Origin of the sequence: Lapillicoccus sp. (assembly GCF_025353065.1) — a bacterium.
Taxonomy (GTDB): domain Bacteria; phylum Actinomycetota; class Actinomycetes; order Actinomycetales; family Dermatophilaceae; genus Lapillicoccus.
In genome coordinates, this window is record NZ_JANXRJ010000285.1 from 1 (window position 1) to 15,414 (window position 15,414).

At 72.7% G+C, this 15,414-nt stretch carries 16 protein-coding genes; 7 read left to right on the top strand and 9 right to left on the bottom strand.

The window, feature by feature from the left end; genetic code table 11:
- Positions 1-63: 63 nt before the first annotated feature.
- The 4 genes from Q0R63_RS20700 to Q0R63_RS20715 all read right to left on the bottom strand — a co-directional run bounded on the left by Q0R63_RS20700 (position 64) and on the right by Q0R63_RS20715 (position 3,088).
- Entirely contained in the window at positions 64-1,011 is a 948-nt protein-coding gene (locus Q0R63_RS20700; RefSeq protein ID WP_295701694.1) for a proline dehydrogenase family protein, read from the bottom strand.
- A gap of 252 nt (positions 1,012-1,263) precedes the next feature.
- Positions 1,264-1,458, bottom strand: coding sequence for a hypothetical protein (locus Q0R63_RS20705; RefSeq protein ID WP_295701697.1), 195 nt, complete (start codon positions 1,456-1,458; stop codon positions 1,264-1,266).
- A gap of 137 nt (positions 1,459-1,595) precedes the next feature.
- Positions 1,596-2,330, bottom strand: a complete 735-nt coding sequence (locus tag Q0R63_RS20710) for an ABC transporter permease (RefSeq protein ID WP_295701699.1) — start codon at positions 2,328-2,330, stop codon at positions 1,596-1,598.
- Entirely contained in the window at positions 2,327-3,088 is a 762-nt protein-coding gene (locus tag Q0R63_RS20715; protein ID WP_295701701.1) for an ABC transporter ATP-binding protein, read from the bottom strand. The genes Q0R63_RS20710 and Q0R63_RS20715 overlap by 4 nt, the downstream gene beginning before the upstream one ends.
- 117 nt (positions 3,089-3,205) lie before the next feature.
- Here Q0R63_RS20715 and Q0R63_RS20720 point away from each other — a divergent pair, with 117 nt between their 5' ends.
- The gene (locus Q0R63_RS20720; RefSeq protein WP_295701703.1) at positions 3,206-4,012 is read left to right on the top strand and encodes a maleylpyruvate isomerase N-terminal domain-containing protein; all 807 of its coding nucleotides are present in this window, start codon (positions 3,206-3,208) and stop codon (positions 4,010-4,012) included.
- A gap of 46 nt (positions 4,013-4,058) precedes the next feature.
- Here Q0R63_RS20720 and Q0R63_RS20725 read toward each other — a convergent pair whose 3' ends face one another.
- Together Q0R63_RS20725 and Q0R63_RS20730 are read right to left on the bottom strand one after the other, a co-directional pair.
- A complete protein-coding gene (locus tag Q0R63_RS20725; protein WP_295701727.1) occupies positions 4,059-4,808 on the bottom strand; it encodes a sugar phosphate isomerase/epimerase in 750 nt (249 codons plus the stop codon).
- Positions 4,809-4,936: 128 nt separating this feature from the next.
- A complete protein-coding gene (locus Q0R63_RS20730; RefSeq protein WP_295701705.1) occupies positions 4,937-5,866 on the bottom strand; it encodes a Ppx/GppA phosphatase family protein in 930 nt (309 codons plus the stop codon).
- Positions 5,867-5,984: 118 nt separating this feature from the next.
- Here Q0R63_RS20730 and Q0R63_RS20735 point away from each other — a divergent pair, with 118 nt between their 5' ends.
- The 6 genes from Q0R63_RS20735 (at position 5,985) to Q0R63_RS20760 (ending at position 12,168) form a co-directional block, all read left to right on the top strand.
- Positions 5,985-6,860 (top strand): hypothetical protein, encoded by an 876-nt coding sequence (locus tag Q0R63_RS20735; protein WP_295701707.1) that lies wholly within the window; start codon positions 5,985-5,987, stop codon positions 6,858-6,860.
- Complete coding sequence (locus Q0R63_RS20740) at positions 6,857-7,564, top strand: class I SAM-dependent methyltransferase (RefSeq protein ID WP_295701709.1); 708 nt, start codon at positions 6,857-6,859, stop codon at positions 7,562-7,564. The genes Q0R63_RS20735 and Q0R63_RS20740 overlap by 4 nt, the downstream gene beginning before the upstream one ends.
- A gap of 161 nt (positions 7,565-7,725) precedes the next feature.
- Positions 7,726-9,108, top strand: coding sequence for a DNA repair protein RadA (gene radA / locus Q0R63_RS20745; RefSeq protein ID WP_295701711.1), 1,383 nt, complete (start codon positions 7,726-7,728; stop codon positions 9,106-9,108).
- A 64-nt stretch (positions 9,109-9,172) separates the two neighbouring features.
- Positions 9,173-10,249, top strand: coding sequence for a DNA integrity scanning diadenylate cyclase DisA (disA, locus tag Q0R63_RS20750; protein ID WP_295701713.1), 1,077 nt, complete (start codon positions 9,173-9,175; stop codon positions 10,247-10,249).
- 3 nt (positions 10,250-10,252) lie between these two features.
- The gene (locus tag Q0R63_RS20755; protein WP_295701716.1) at positions 10,253-11,152 is read left to right on the top strand and encodes an A/G-specific adenine glycosylase; all 900 of its coding nucleotides are present in this window, start codon (positions 10,253-10,255) and stop codon (positions 11,150-11,152) included.
- A 14-nt stretch (positions 11,153-11,166) separates the two neighbouring features.
- Positions 11,167-12,168, top strand: a complete 1,002-nt coding sequence (locus Q0R63_RS20760; protein WP_295701718.1) for an aminoglycoside phosphotransferase family protein — start codon at positions 11,167-11,169, stop codon at positions 12,166-12,168.
- On the opposite strand, the gene Q0R63_RS20765 is transcribed toward Q0R63_RS20760, so the two are convergent.
- The 3 genes from Q0R63_RS20765 to Q0R63_RS20775 all read right to left on the bottom strand — a co-directional run.
- Positions 12,148-14,040, bottom strand: a complete 1,893-nt coding sequence (locus Q0R63_RS20765) for an ABC transporter permease (RefSeq protein ID WP_295701720.1) — start codon at positions 14,038-14,040, stop codon at positions 12,148-12,150. The genes Q0R63_RS20760 and Q0R63_RS20765 overlap by 21 nt on opposite strands.
- Complete coding sequence (locus tag Q0R63_RS20770; protein WP_295701722.1) at positions 14,037-14,795, bottom strand: ABC transporter ATP-binding protein; 759 nt, start codon at positions 14,793-14,795, stop codon at positions 14,037-14,039. Before Q0R63_RS20770 ends, Q0R63_RS20765 begins: the two co-directional genes overlap by 4 nt.
- Before the next feature lie 129 nt (positions 14,796-14,924).
- A partial coding sequence (locus Q0R63_RS20775) for a response regulator transcription factor (RefSeq protein WP_295701724.1) occupies positions 14,925-15,414 on the bottom strand: 490 nt, incomplete at its 5' end.

The following is a 15,414-nucleotide window of genomic DNA, read 5'->3' on the forward strand; positions in this document are numbered from 1 at the left end:
TTATCACGGGCGTCAACCCCCTTGACGCTGCGTCAACCCCCCCTCGGGGCGCGGCGGTCGCGCTCAGCCGCGGGACACGACCCCACGGAGGAAGAACAACAGGTTGGCCGGCTTCTCGGCCATCCGGCGCATCAGATAGCCGTACCACTGCTCGCCGTAGGGGATGTAGACCCGCATCTGGTCGCCGCGGTCGGCGATGCGCTGCTGCTCCTCGGGGCGGATGCCGTAGAGCATCTGGTACTCGAACGACATCGGGTCGCGCCCGTGCTTGGCCGCGAGCGCCCCGGCGATCTCGATGAGGCGCGGGTCGTGGGAGGCGACCATGGGGTAACCCCGGCCGGCCATCAGCGCCTTGAGGCAGCGGACGTAGGACTTGTCGACGTCCGCGCCCTGGAAGGCGACCGACTCGGGCTCCTTGTAGGCGCCCTTGCACAGGCGCACCCGGCTGCCCTCGTGGGCGAGGTCGCGGCAGTCGGCCTCGGTGCGGAACAGGTAGGCCTGGACGACCGCGCCGACGGTCGGGAAGTCCTGGCGCAGCTCCCGCAGCGACTCGAGGGTCGCGTCGGTCGTCGTGTGGTCCTCCATGTCGAGGGTCACGGTGGTGCCGGCGTTGGTCGCCGCCTGGCAGATCTGGCGCGCGTGGTCGAGGGCGATCTTGTGCCCGTCGCCCGGCAGCGACTGCCCGAGGGCGCTCAGCTTGAGGGACACCTCCGCCCGGCCGTCTCCGGTCTGGCCCTGCGCCGACATCGCGGTGAGGAGCGCGAGGTAGGCGTCGCGGGTGTGCTGCGCCTGCGAGAGGTCGGTGGTGTCCTCGCCCAGGTAGTCGATCGTCGCCATCCGGTGGGTGGCCTGCAGCTCGCCGACCGCCCGCACCGCGTCCGGCGTCGTCGCGCCCGGCACGAACCGCCGCACCACCCCACGGCTCACCGGCGCCTGCTCGACCGTGTCGCGCACCGCGGTCGACTTCGCGAGCTGGAGCAGGGAGTTGCGGAGCAGGTCGCTGGCTTGCACGGAACCTCCGGGGGTGAGGGAAGGGGAGGTAGCGCAGGGGTGGCGCGCCACGCGGTCGAGAGACGAATCTATCGCCGGGGCTCGGGACCGGCGATCGTGCCCCGTATGCCGCGTCGGCCGCGTCGGCCGCGTCGGCCTCGTCGTCCGACCTGTCCCGTCGCCACCTCCTCCAGGAGGGTCACGCCGGCGTCCCTCGTCGCGTGCCCAGTCGGGTGCGGTCGTTCACCGATCGGTGGCGGCGTTGGCGCGCGCTCACGAACCCTCCTGGGCGGCGACGGCGCGCTCGAGGCGGAGGGCGACGCGCGCTGCCGCTTCAGAGCTTCGGCGGAGCAACCGGCGCCGAGTGGTTTCGCCTCGACCGACGGCGTCGGCGTCGGCACCGTTCCTGACCTCCTGGCTGATGTCCGACCCGACGACGTCGACCAGCGTGCGATCGACGGTGGTCACCGGGAGGGCGGTGGAGACGGTGAGGTGGACCCGCGCGAAGGGGTCATGGGGTCCGCTGGGCCAGCCGGGAAGACCAAAGAGGTCTCTGCCGAACGTGAAAGTCACGTTCCGCCGGCGCTGGTCGCTCTGGCGTCGGCTCAGGCCGTGCGCCGCCGCAGGGTGAGGGAGCCGAGGGCGAGCGCGACGACGACGAAGCCGAGGATGACCAGCAGGTCGCGTCCGGCGTCTCCGGTGCCCGAGGCCGACCGCGTGAGCGCGGTCGTGGCGTCCACGGCATACGAGAGGGGCAGGACGTCGGAGATCCGGCGGAGCACCGTCGGCAGGCCGTCCCGGGGGATCAGCAGGCCGCAGAGCAGGACCTGCGGCAGGACGACGGCTGGCATGAACTGAACAGCCTGGAACTCCGACGTCGCGAACGCGCTCGCCAGCAGCCCGAGCGCGCAGCCGAGGACGGCCTCCGCGACCGCGACGACGACGAGCAGCCAGACGGGTCCTGCCACCTGGAGGCCGCACACCACGACGGCGAAAGCCACGGTGACCACGGCCTGGACGACGGCGACCAGCGCGAAGGCGAGCGCGTAGCCGAGCATGACGTCGGCCTTGGCGAGCGGGGTCGTGAGGAGGCGTTCGAGAGTGCCTCCGGTGCGTTCGCGGAGGGTCGCGACACTCGTGACGAGGAACATGACGACGAAGGGGAAGATCCCGAGGAGCGCCGGCCCGACGACAGCGAACGTCGTTGTGCCGGAATACATCCACGCCAGCAGGCCGACGAGGACAGAGGGCACGACGAGCAGGAGCGCGACGGTCCGGTGGTCCGCACGGAGCTGCCGCAGGACCCGGAACGCGGTGAGGGCGGACAGTCTGGGGCTCATACCCCCGCCCCGTCGACGAGGCGCAGGAACGCCTGATCCGCGTCCGCGGCGCCGGTGTCCGCCAGCAGCTGACCGGGGGTCGTGTCGGCGAGGAGCCGCCCCTCCCGCAGCAGGAGCAGGCGGTCGCACCGGGTCGCCTCGTCCATGACGTGGCTGGAGACGAGCAGCGTGCGGCCGTCGCGGGCGAGCCCGGCGAAGAGCGCCCACAGGTCGCGCCGCAGGACCGGGTCGAGACCGACCGTCGGCTCGTCGAGGACGAGCACCTCGGGGTCGCCGACGAGGGCGCAGGCCAGCGAGACCCGTGAGCGCTCACCGCCCGACAGAGCGCCCGCGAGCACGTCGGCGTGGTCCGTGAGGTCGACGGCCCCGATCACCCGGTCGGCTGCGGCGACAACGTCGCGATGGCCCCGACCCGCGGCCAGGAGCCCGGCGAAGTAGCGCACGTTGTCCCGGACCGTCAGGTCGTCGTAGACGCTGCCGGCCTGGGTGACGTAACCGACCCGGCGGCGCAGCCCGGGCGACCCGGCCGGCTGGCCGAGCACGGTGACCGTGCCGCCCGCGACCACCTGGACGCCGACCACCGCCCGCAGGAGCGTCGACTTGCCGGAACCCGACGGCCCGAGCAGGCCGACCACCTGGCCTGCCGGCACGGACAGCGTGAGGTCGGGCAGGACGTCACGGCCGCCGCGGACGACGTGCAGGCCGGACACGACGATGGCTGCGGGCCCGGCACCGGGTCGGTCGTCGTCGGTCGTCATGTGCGGAGTGTGGCCCTCATGGCGCTGTCGCGACAGCCCGGCATACGCCGAGGCGTGCGGAGGCGCCGGGGGGGTGGAGCCCTCCCGCCGGCCGCGCGGTTCCCTATGCTCGGCCTCATGCCCACCTCGCTGTCCGTCGACGAGCACGGCGACGGCATCGGGGACGCCTGGACCGTGCTCCGCGAGAACGCCCGCCTGGCCGGGCTCGAGGCCCCCGTGCCGACCTGCCCGGGGTGGACCACCAAGGACCTCGTCCTCCACCAAGGGCTCGTTCACCGGTGGGCCGAGCGGGTCGTGCGGGGAGTGCCGATGCGCGATGCGGGCACCATCGAGCTCCCTGTCGGCGACGAGGTCCTCGAGCGCGAGGGGTTCTCTGACAGTGACCCGTTCGACTGGCTGGACGTCGGAGCGGTCGCCCTGCTGCAGGCGCTGGCCTTCGCGCCGGACGACCTCGACGTCCCCTTCTTCCTGCGCGACGCCCCGCCGGCCCGGTTCGCGTGGGCCCGGCGGCAGTGTCACGAGACGACGATTCACGCCGTCGACGCGATGGCGGCCCGGCTCGGCCGACCGCCCGGCGCCGACGAGGTGTGGTTCGGGGCGTCGCTCGCGACGGACGGCATCGACGAGCTCCTCACCGGCTTCGTCCCGCGGCGGCACCAGCGACTGCGGGCGCCGACACCCTGGAGGGTCGGCCTGCGGGCGACCGACTCCGACCGCTCCTGGCTCCTCGACATCTCCGAGGAGCCCGTTGTGACAACGGCTTTCGCTCCCGGGACCGAGCTGCCCGACGATCTCGACTCGGTGCTCGCCGGGCCGGCCGTGCTGCTCTACCTCGCGCTCTGGAACCGCGGCTCCGGCGACGCTCTCGTCTCCACCGGACGCGACCTCCTCTCCGCCTGGCGACATGACGTGCGAATCACCTGACGGCCCCGGCGGGACTCTCCCGTCTCGGTGTTCGCCCTTCCCCCGCTCAGACGGCGTGGTAGAGCCGGGCGAACGCCAGCGCCTGCGCGAGGTCGGCCTCGCGCTCGTCGCGGGCCAGGCGGCGGGTGCCCACCTCGACGACGATGTCGCCGTGGAAGCCGCTCCCGGGCTGGGCCAGCAGCTCGAGGACCGCGCCGCAGGGCTGCGTGCCCCGACCGGGCACGAGGTGCTCGTCGCGTGGCGACCCGCTGCCGTCGGCGAGGTGGATGTGGGTCAGCCGCTCCCCCAGAGTGCGCGCCATCGCCAGGGCGTCCGATCCGGCGGTCGCGGTGTGCGACAGGTCGAGCGTCACGTGGTCGTAGGGCTGGGGGACGGGGTCCCACCCCGGGAGGTAGGCCTGCATCTCCCGCGACCGGGCCCGCCACGGGAACATGTTCTCGACGGCCAGCCGGATCCCCGTGTCGCGCTCCCGCTGCGCGACCCCGTCGACGAACTCCGCGGCATACTCGCGCTGCCAGCGGAAGGGCGGGTGGAGGACCACCGTCGGGGCCCCGACCTCGAGAGCGAGCTCGATCGAGTTGTCGACCTTGGTCCACGGCTCGGAGCCCCAGACCCGTTGTGTCAGTAGCAGGGTCGGCGCATGGATCGACACGACAGGTATGCCGTGCAGCTCGGTCAGCGCACGGATCGCACCGGCCTCCTGGGTGACCGGGTCGGTCCACACCATGACCTCGACGCCGTCGTAACCGAGGCGCGAGGCCACCGCGAAGGTGGCGGCGCAGTTCTCGGGATACATCGACGCCGTCGAGAGCCCGATCCGAGCTGACGGTGCCGCGCTCGCCGAGGTAACCACGTCAGCATTCTGCGCCACCCGCCCGCCGGGCCCGTCACCGCTCCCTCGGGTGGCGAGGTCGGGTGGCGAGGTCAGGTGGCGAGGTGGTCGAGGCGCCGCAGGATGATGCCCTCGCGCAGGGCCCACGGACAGATCTCCAGGCCGGTGACGTGGAGCAGGTCGAGGGCGGCCTCGGCCACGAGCGCACCGGCGAGCAGCTGGGGGGCACGGCTCGGCGAGACGCCGGGCAGCTCGGAGCGCTGCACCGTGTCCATGACCGCGAGCCGCGGCACGAGCCGCGCGACGTCGGCGCGGGTGAGGTGGCGCGGCACGTAGGGGCCGTTGTCCCGGGGAGCGGCCCCGGCGATCCGGCCGAGCGACCGCAGGGTCTTGGAGGTGCCGACGACCCGGTCGGGCGTCCCGCCGAGGAGCAGCGGTCGGAGCGAGCGGGCGAGCTCGGCGCGCACGTGGGTCCGCGCGAGGGCGACGGCCTCGGGCGACGGCGGGTCCTGCGGGAGGTGGTCGCGGGTGACCCGGCCGGCGCCCAGCGGCACGCTCACCGCGGCATCCGGCTCCTCGTCGCGACCCGTCGCGAGCTCGAGCGAACCGCCACCGATGTCGACGACGAGCAGCCGGCCGCTCGACCAGCCGAACCACCGACGGACGGCGAGGAAGGTCAGCCGGGCCTCGTCGCGACCGGCGAGGACCTCGAGCTCGACCCCCGTCTCGGCGACGACGCGGGCGATGACGGCCTCGCCGTTGGGCGCTTCGCGGACCGCGGAGGTCGCGAAGGCGACGAGGTCCTCGACCCCCTGGTCCTTCGACAGCTCGAGGCACTCGCGGACGAAGTCGACGAGCCGCTGGGCCTGGGCCAGCCCGATCGATCCGTCGGGGTCCATCCCCTCGGAGAGCCGCAGCTCGATCTTGTGGGAGTAGGCCGGCAAGGGGTGGGCACCGGGGTGGGCGTCGACGACGAGGAGGTGAACGGTGTTGGAGCCGATGTCGATCACCCCGAGACGCATGACATCACGGTATCGGGTGGGTCCCACCCGACTGCGTCCGCGCCGACGGCATACCGGTGTCGCGTCGGTGCGGACGTCCGCAGTGGGGAGCCCGCGGCATACGGCCTAGGGTGTCTGCGTGCCCGAAGTCCCCCTCGACATGTCCCGGATCTGGGTCGAGTTCACCGATCCCGCCGACAGCGGCCAACGGCTGCGCTGCGACCTCACCTGGCTCACCTCGAGCTGGACCTGCATCTACGGCAACGGCTGCGCGGGCATCTACGCCGACCGGCCCGACGACGGCTGCTGCACCCTCGGCGCGCACTTCACCGAGAAGGCCGACTACCGGCGGGTCAAGGCGATCGCCGCCGAGCTGGGGCCCGACGAGTGGCAGTTCCACGACGTCGGCCACATGGGCGGCACCCTCGAGCGCGACAGCTGGACCGAGCTCGAGGACGGCGTCCGCAAGACCCGCGTCGTCGAGGGCGCCTGCATCTTCCTCAACCGACCGGGTTTCCCTGCGGGAGCTGGCTGCTCGCTGCACCAGCACGCCGTCGTCAAGGGTCTGCCGCCGACCTCGCTCAAGCCCGAGGTGTGCTGGCAGCTGCCGATCCGGCGCAGCTACCGCACCGTCGAGCAGCCCGACCAGAGCAGCTATCTCGAGGTGACGATCACCGAGTACGACCGGCGCGGCTGGGGACCCGGCGGCCACGACCTGGACTGGTACTGCTCGGGCAACCCCGAGGCGCACGTCGGCCGCGAGCCGGTCTACCGCTCCAACCGGGCCGAGCTCGTCGAGCTGATGGGTGCGCCGGCTTACGACGAGCTCGTCCTCCGGTGCGAGGCGCACCTGCGCGCCGTCACCGCCGCCCGGCGAGCAGGCAACCGGCACCTGCTCCCGCTGCTCGTCCATCCCGCCACCCTCGCCGCCCAGGAGGCTGCCCGGCCCGCTGGCGCCTCCCGGACCACTAGCAACACCGGCGCCAGCACGAAGCAGCCGCCGCGCGCACGATGACCGCGGAACCCCCTCTCCCGGGGACGATCCCGAGCCCCAACGTCTGGCGCTGGCCGCTCATCTACGAGGTGGAGAACCTCGGCGTCGACCGCGCCGGCGTGATCGAGTCGGAGCTGCGCCAGGTCGCTGACTGGGTGGGGCGCGACGTCGTCGACCTCGGCTGCGGCACCGGCTTCCACCTGCCCCGCTTCGCGGCCGAGGCCCGCTCGGTCGTCGGCGTCGAGCCGCACCCGCCGCTCGCCGAGCGTGCCCGCCAGCGCGTCGCCGGTATGCCGCACATGCGCGTCCTCGAGGCGACGGCCGCGGCGACCGGGCTGGCCGACGCGTCCGTCGATGTCGCGCACGCGCGATGGGCCTACTTCTTCGGGCCCGGGTGCGAGCCGGGCCTCGCCGAGCTGGAGCGGATCGTGCGCCCGGGCGGCACCGCCGTCGTCATCGACAACGACGCCACCCGCTCGACCTTCGGCGGGTGGTTCCGGCGCGGGCTGCCGACCTACGACCCCGTAGCGGTCGAGTGCTTCTGGCTCCGGCGAGGGTGGACCCGCGTGCCGCTCGACATCGCCTGGACCTTCGACACGCGGACCGACTTCGAGGCGGTGTTGGGGATCGAGTTCGCGCCCGCGGTGGCGAGCGAGATCCTGGCCGACGACCCGGAGCGGACCGGCGTCGACTACGCCGTCAACCTCTGGTGGCGCCGCTACTGACCCTGTTGCGTTCCGAACACTCGTTCTGTCAAGTTTCCTGGCCGCGCGGGCAGCCGAACTCGGCAAAACGTGTGTTTGGAACGAGGGGCTGAGGCGACACGGCATACCGGCCCGGTATGCCGTGCCGACCGGTTGTCGGCCCTCTCGCCTACGGTGCAGTCATGGCTTCCCGGACGGCGACGAGATCGAGCGGATACCGCTGCTCCGAGTGCGGGTGGACCACGCTGAAGTGGGTGGGGCGCTGCGGGGAGTGCCAGGCGTGGGGCTCGGTGAGCGAGATCGGCGCCGTCGCCTCGCGGACGACGGCCGCCACCCGGGTCGCCCGCCCCGCCATCCGGATCGGCCAGGTCGACGTGCAACGGGCCGCGGCCCGCTCGACCGGGGTCGGGGAGTTCGACCGGGTCCTCGGTGGCGGGCTCGTCCCGGGCGCCGTGGTCCTCGTCGCGGGTGAGCCCGGCATCGGCAAGTCCACGCTGCTGCTCGACGTCGCCGCCCGCGCCGCCCGCGGGGGCCAGGACGTGCTCTACGTCACCGGTGAGGAGTCGGCCGCCCAGGTGCGGATGCGGGCGGAGCGGATCGAAGCGATGGCCACCTCGCTCTTCCTCGCCGCCGAGACCGACCTGGCGACCGTCCTCGGGCAGATCGAGACCCTGCTGCCCGACCTCGTCATCGTCGACTCCGTGCAGACCATCGCCAGCGCCGAGATCGAGGGCTCGGCCGGCAACGTCGCGCAGGTGCGCGAGGTGGCGGCCACCCTCATCCAGGCGGCGAAGGGCCGGGGCACCGCGATCCTGCTCGTCGGCCACGTCACCAAGGACGGCTCGATCGCCGGGCCACGCGTCCTCGAGCACCTCGTCGACGTCGTCATCGCCTTCGAGGGCGACCGCCACTCGCGGCTGCGGCTCGTGCGCGCGGTGAAGAACCGCTACGGCCCGACCGACGAGGTCGGCTGCTTCGACCTCTCCGACGTCGGCATCGTCGGGCTCGCCGACCCGAGCGGCCTGTTCCTGTCCAACCGCGACGTCGCTGTCCCCGGCACCTGCATCACCGTCACGCTCGAGGGACGTCGACCGCTCGTCGCGGAGGTCCAGTCGCTCGTCGTCGACAGCAGCCTCCCGTCACCCCGCCGCACGACCAACGGCCTCGACTCCTCGCGCGTCGCGATGATCACCGCCGTCCTCGAGCGCCGCGCCAAGCAACCGATCGGCCGGAGCGACACCTATGTCGCCACGGTCGGCGGCGTCCGCGTGACCGAGCCCGCGGCCGATCTCGCGGTCGCCTTCGCCATCGCGAGCTCCGTCATCGACCGGCCCATGCCCCCGCAGTCGGTCGCCTTCGGCGAGGTCGGGCTGGCGGGCGAGATCCGCCCCGTCACCGGTATCCCGCGCCGGCTCGCCGAGGCCGCGCGGCTGGGGTTCCGCACGGCCTTCGTGCCCGTGGGGGTGATCGGCTCCGGCCCGATGCCGGAGGGGATGCGGATCGTCGAGCTGACGGACGTCGGCCGCGCCGTCAGCGCCGCCCTGATGCCCCCGTCCCCGTTCTGACGCATGCACGCGCGCACCGTTAGACTGCGCGCGACCCGGCCCGGCCAGCACGGAAGCGACAGACGTGGAACGCAACGACGACGACCTCCTGCGGGCGACCCTCGCGGCGGTCGCCCCGGGGACCGAGCTGCGTGACGGGCTCGAGCGGATCCTGCGCGGGCGCACCGGCGCGCTCATCGTGCTGGGCAACGACCGGCTCGTCGAGTCGATCTCCTCGGGCGGGTTCCCCCTCGACATCGAGTTCACGGCCCAGCGGTTGCGCGAGCTGAGCAAGATGGACGGCGCGATCGTCCTCGACCGCGACGGCACGCGCATCCTGCGGGCCAACACCCAGCTCGTGCCCGACAACCGGATCGAGACGCTGGAGTCCGGCACCCGCCACCGCACCGCCGAGCGCGTCGCGATCCAGACCGGCTACCCGGTGGTCTCGGTGAGCCAGTCGATGCGGATCATCGCGCTCTACGTCGGCGGCCGACGCTACGTCGTCGAGGGCAGCGCGGCGATCCTGTCCAAGGCCAACCAGGCCCTGCAGACCCTCGAGCGCTACAAGTCGCGCCTCGACGAGGTCACCGGGACCCTCTCCGCCCTCGAGATCGAGGACCTCGTCACGATCCGCGACGTCGCCAGCGTCATCCAGCGGCTCGAGATGGTCCGCCGGATCAGCGACGAGATCTCCGACTACGCCGTCGAGCTCGGCACCGACGGCCGCCTCCTCGGGCTCCAGCTCGAAGAGCTCACCGGCGGCCTGGGCAACGACCGCGAGCTGGTGATCCGCGACTACCTCGCCTCGACGAAGTCCTCCCGCACGGTCGAGGACTCCCTCGGCGCGCTCATGCTCCTCAGCAGCACCGACCTGCTCGACCTCTCGGCCGGCGCCCGCGCGATGGGCTTCTCCGTCGTCGGCGACTCGCTGGAGAGCGCGGTCAGTCCCCGCGGCTACCGCCTGCTGACCAAGATCCCGCGGCTGCCCGGCGCGATCGTCGACCGGCTCGTCGAGCACTTCGACTCTCTCCAGCGGCTGCTCGCGGCCAACCTCGAGGACCTCATGGACGTCGACGGCGTCGGCGAGGGCCGCGCCCGGGCCGTCCGCGAGGGCCTGTCGCGCCTCGCCGAGTCGAGCATCCTCGAACGCTACGTCTGAGGCGTGCCCGCTGTGCACCGCCTCGCGCCCGACCTCACGCAGCTGCACGGTCGCCTCCTCGACTGGTATGCCGTGCGGGCTCGCGCGCTGCCGTGGCGGCTGCGGCATACCTCGCCGTGGGGGATCTTCCTCTCCGAGGTGATGGCCCAGCAGACCCCGGTCGCCCGGGTCGAGCCGATCTGGCTCGACTGGATGTCGCGCTGGCCCACACCGGCGGACCTGGCCGCCGCCTCGCCCGGCGACGTCGTGCGGGCGTGGGGGCGCCTCGGCTACCCGCGTCGGGCCCTGCGGCTGCACGAGGCCGCCACCGCCATGGTGGACCGGCACGGCGGTGAGGTGCCGGCGACGCTCGAGGAGCTGCTGGCGCTGCCCGGCGTCGGCGACTACACGGCAGCCGCGGTCGCCTGCTTCGCGTTCGGGATCCCGGCGCCGGTCATCGACACCAACGTGCGCCGCGTCCTCGTGCGCACCCTCGAAGGCGAGGCGCAGGCCGCGCCCGCCCTCAACCGCGCCGAGCGCGAGCTCGCCCTGGCCGCGATGCCGCCACGGACCGACGACGCCAACACCTGGAACGTCGCGGCGATGGAGCTCGGCGCCCTCGTCTGCACCGCCCGCGCACCGCGCTGCGACGACTGCCCCGCCGCCGACCTGTGCGCCTGGAACCTCGCCGGGCGACCCGCCTGGACCGGGCCGGTGAAGCGCACCCAGTCGTGGCACGGCACCGACCGTCAGGCCCGGGGCGCACTGCTGTCCGTCCTGCGAGAGTCCCCCGGACCCGTCGGCGCCGCCCGGCTTGCGCAGGCCTGGCCGGACGAGCCGCAACGGCTCCGCTGCCTCGACTCCCTCGTCAGCGATGGACTCGTCGAACCGTTGCCCCGCAGTCGTTTCCGGCTACCCGAGTAGTGACAGCCTGAGTGATGAGTTCCCAGGAATCGACTGGATCCGCCGTCAACCCGGAGCTGCCCTATCTCGACGCGTCCCTCGTCCGCCGCCTCGTGGCCAGCCAGTTCCCGCGCTGGGCGCACCTGCCGGTCACGGCCGTGCTGCCAGGAGGGAACGACAACCGGACGTTCCGGCTCGGCAGCGAGCTCTCGGTGCGCCTCCCGTCCGGACCCGGGTATGCCGCTGCGGTGACGAAGGAGCAGCGCTGCCTGCCGTTGCTCGCCAGGCAGCTCCCACTCCCCGTCCCGACTCCGGTCGGGCTCGGTCGACCGGGCCAGGGTTACCCGTTCCCCTGGTCGGTCTACCGTTGGATCGAGGGCGAACCGGTCTCTGCGACAGGTGTGTCCGACCCCACTGCCTTCGCCACCGATCTCGCCAGCTTCCTCGTGGCGCTGCGTCAGGCCGACCCGACCGGGGGGCCGACCCCCGGCGAGCACAGCTTCTGGCGCGGCGGCCCGCTCGCGACCTATCACGACGAGACCCTCGCCGCCATTGCGACGCTCACGGCGTCGACCGGCGAAAGTGGCTCCGGAGACGGTGGCGGGGACGGCCTCGACCCACGCGCCTGTCGGGCCGTCTGGGACACGGCAACAAACTCGACGTGGGAGGGCGACCCGGTGTGGTTCCACGGCGACGTCGCGGTGGGCAACCTCCTCGTCCGCGAGGGCCGACTCGCCGCGGTCATCGACTTCGGCACCTGCGGGGTCGGCGATCCGGCGTGCGACCTCGTCATCGCCTGGACGCTGTTCGAGGGCGACAGCCGTGCGGCCTTCCGGCGCACCGTCGACCTCGACGCCGGGACCTGGGCCAGGGCGCGGGGGTGGGCGCTGTGGAAGGCGCTGATCACCCTCGTGGGCGCCCTCGACGGCTCCCTTGACGAGGACCCCGAGATTCAGCGAGCCGTGGTCGCCGGCGCGCGGCATACGGTCGCGGCCGTGGTGCTGGACGCGCAGCCGCTATACCGACACTCGCGATGACGAGGTCGACGTTGCGCGCCAGGCGGTGGGGATGACCGTCAGGATCGCGATGGCCACCGTCGCGACCACGAGGGCGACCGTCACCGACAGGTCGAACACCGGGAACGGCGCGCCGAGCAGCCCCTGCCCGACGCCGATGAGCGCGGGGAGGACGGCGAGGAGCCCGATCGTCAGCGCCGTCGCGATGATGAACGCGGTCTCGATCGTCACCATCCGCATCACCTGCGCGCGAGTCGCACCGATGCGCCGCAGGAGCGCGAACTCGTCCCGCCTGCTCGCGGTCGACATCGCGAGGGTGTTCGCCGCAGCGGCTCCCACGAATCCGAGAAGCGCGAGGAGCAGCACGAGGGACGGCTGCTGCTGGCCTCCGGCCTCCTTCGTCGCCACGCTGGCGTAGCCGGCGCCGTCCGTGACCGTGAGGCCCATCTCGGCCAGGGCCTGACGTGTGGCGACACGTGTCGAGGCCGTCGTATCGACGAAGACGGCATCGAATGCCGCCGCGGCCGGCCCGCGCTCCGCCGCAGCGACTCCCATCAGGTAGTCGCCGAACCCCAGACCACGTTCGTAGACCGCGACGATCTTCGCGGCCCCCGCGTCGACTCCGCCGAGCCGCACGTCGACCGTGTCGCCCACACGCTTGCCGGTGAACAGGAGTGCGGTCCGACTCACGGCGATCGTGCCTGCGGCGTCGAGGTCGCGGAGGGACCCCGAGCTCACCGTCGGATCGAGCAGCGTCCTGCCTGCCCTGATGGCGCTTCCCGGGGTGATCGTGCCCATCGTCGTCGGCTCCCACCCGACCTCGGGATCGGTGCGCACGGAAGCGGCGAGGTGCCCGGTCGCCGCCGACGCCGTGACGCCGGGAAGAGCGGCGATCGCCGCGGCCTGGTAGGAGGTCACCCCGGACGGCGACAGGACGATCAGATCCGCCTGCGCTCCGGCGCGCAGCTCGGTAGCGGTCGCTCTCACGACGCCGCTGTTCACCCCGGACTGGACGGATCCGAGCGCAAGAAGGAGCGCGAGAGGGATGACGGCGGCGCTCAGCCGGCGCGAGAAGCCACGGGCGTTGGCGAAGGCGAGCACCCGTCCGGCACCGGCCCGGTTGCCCAGCACCGTCATGCCCCGGGTCGCCACCCGGTGCACGAGCACCGGCCCGGCGAGTCCGGCCGCGATGACCAGGAGGATGGCGGAGGTGGCGCCGGTGGCACTGCCGATCACGCCCGGGACGAAGAAGGGCGTCGTGGCGGCGAGCAGCCCGACCACGCCGAGGACTGCCGCGGTCCGCAGACGCCCGAGGGAGATCGTCGGCGCGTCGACAGTGCTCTCCCGGACGGCCGCCGTCGGGCTGACGCGAAGGACACCGCGGGCCGCGGTGCGAGCCGCGAGGAGGGCGGTCGGCAGCAGGACGAGCAGGGCGACCAGGATCGAGATCGGGGAGAAGGGCAGGACGAACCCGTCGGGCAGGGCGGCACCGGATCGCAGCAGGGGCACCAGGCGTGGCGCGACGAGGATGCCGACGGCGGCGCCGACGGGACCGGCGACCAGCAGGATGGCCAGGGCCTCGGCCGTGACCGTCGCCCGCACCTGCCGTGCGGTGGCGCCGACGGCGCGCAGCAGGGCGAACTCGTTGCGGCGCTCCCGGAGGGCCCCGGCGAAGACGCTCGCCACGATGAACACCGTGATCATGACGACGATGCCGGCGAACGACCCGGCGAGGCCCACCACCAGGCCGAGCCTCTCGTCGCGGATGCCGGCGTCGAGCCAGGTCCCGGATGCGGTGAGGAGCGCTGCGGCGAGGGCGACGACGACCGCCGTCCCGGTCAGGCTGCTCCGGTTCGCCACGAAGACCGAGCGGAGGGCGGCATACATGCTCATCGCCCCAGCTCGATGAGGCGGGCGGCGATGGCTTCGACGCTGGGGGCTCGCAGCTCGCCGCGGAACCGACCGTCGGCGAGGAAGAGCACCCGGTCGGCGAAGGCAGCCGCGCGCGGATCATGCGTCACGATGACGACGGTCTGCCCGAGGTCCTCGACCGCCGTGCGGAACAGCCGCAGGATCTGGTCGGCCGTCGCCGCATCGAGGGCACCGGTCGGCTCGTCCGCGAAGACGACGTCCGGGTCGGCGACGAGCGCTCGGGCGATGGCCACCCGCTGGGCCTGCCCCCCGGACAGCTCGCCCGGAAGTCGGTCCTCCAGGCCGGTGAGCCCGACCGACGCGAGGAGATCGCGCATCCAGCGGGAGTCGGGACGAAGACCGGCGAGGGTGATCGGCAGCTGGATGTTCTCACCCACCGTCAGGTGGCTGATCAGGTTGTAGCCCTGGAAGACGAATCCGACGTGCTCGCGCCGGAACCGGGTCAGCCCGTCCGGGGACATCCCGCTCAGCTCGACGTCCCCGACGACGACCCGACCGCTGGACGGCAGGTCGAGGCCGGAAGCGCAGTTGAGGAACGTCGACTTGCCGGACCCGGACGGCCCCATCACGGCGGTGAACGACCCCGTCTCGATCGACAGGGTGACCGCATCCAGCGCGGTCACGGTCTTCGGACCGTCCGGATAGGTCCTGGTCACCTGCTCGAGGTGGACGGCGGCGGTCGTCTGGGGGAGAGATGGGGCCAACAGCTGTGGCATGACGTGCTCCTTGGGGGGATCGTTCGGATACCCACAACGCTAGGAAGTCGGGGCTCGACAACCCAGACCCAGAGGAGTGAACCTGCGTCCTTGCACCTTTGGATGCAGCTGCCGCCACCAGCCCGTCGGTCAGTCCCCCGTCGACCCCGGAACGTTGACGATCCGGTTCTGGTAGGCCCATACGACGGCCTGGAGACGTGACCGGACGCCGAGCTTGGGAAGCATGCGGGCCAGGTGCGACTTGACGGTCGACACCTCGACGACGAGCACAGCCACGATCTCCTCGTTCGACATTCCCTCGGCGAGGAGGAGCAGCACGTCACGCTCTCGCGGCGTCAGCAGCCCGTCCCCCCGTGCGCCGGTGACGGGTTGGAGCCGACGCCGATCGACGAACTCCCGCAGGATGCGGCGGGTCAGCGCCTGGTCGAGCGTGCCGTTGCCGGCCGCTACCTGACGGACCGCGCCGACGATGACGTCCGGATCCGCGTCCTTGAGGAGGAACCCCGAGGCACCGGCCTCGAGGGCCCCGAAGACGTAGTCGTCGAGGTCGAACGTCGTCAGCATCAGGACCGGGATCGACGGATCGGCGTCCGGTGCGCAGAGCACCCGGGCGACCTCG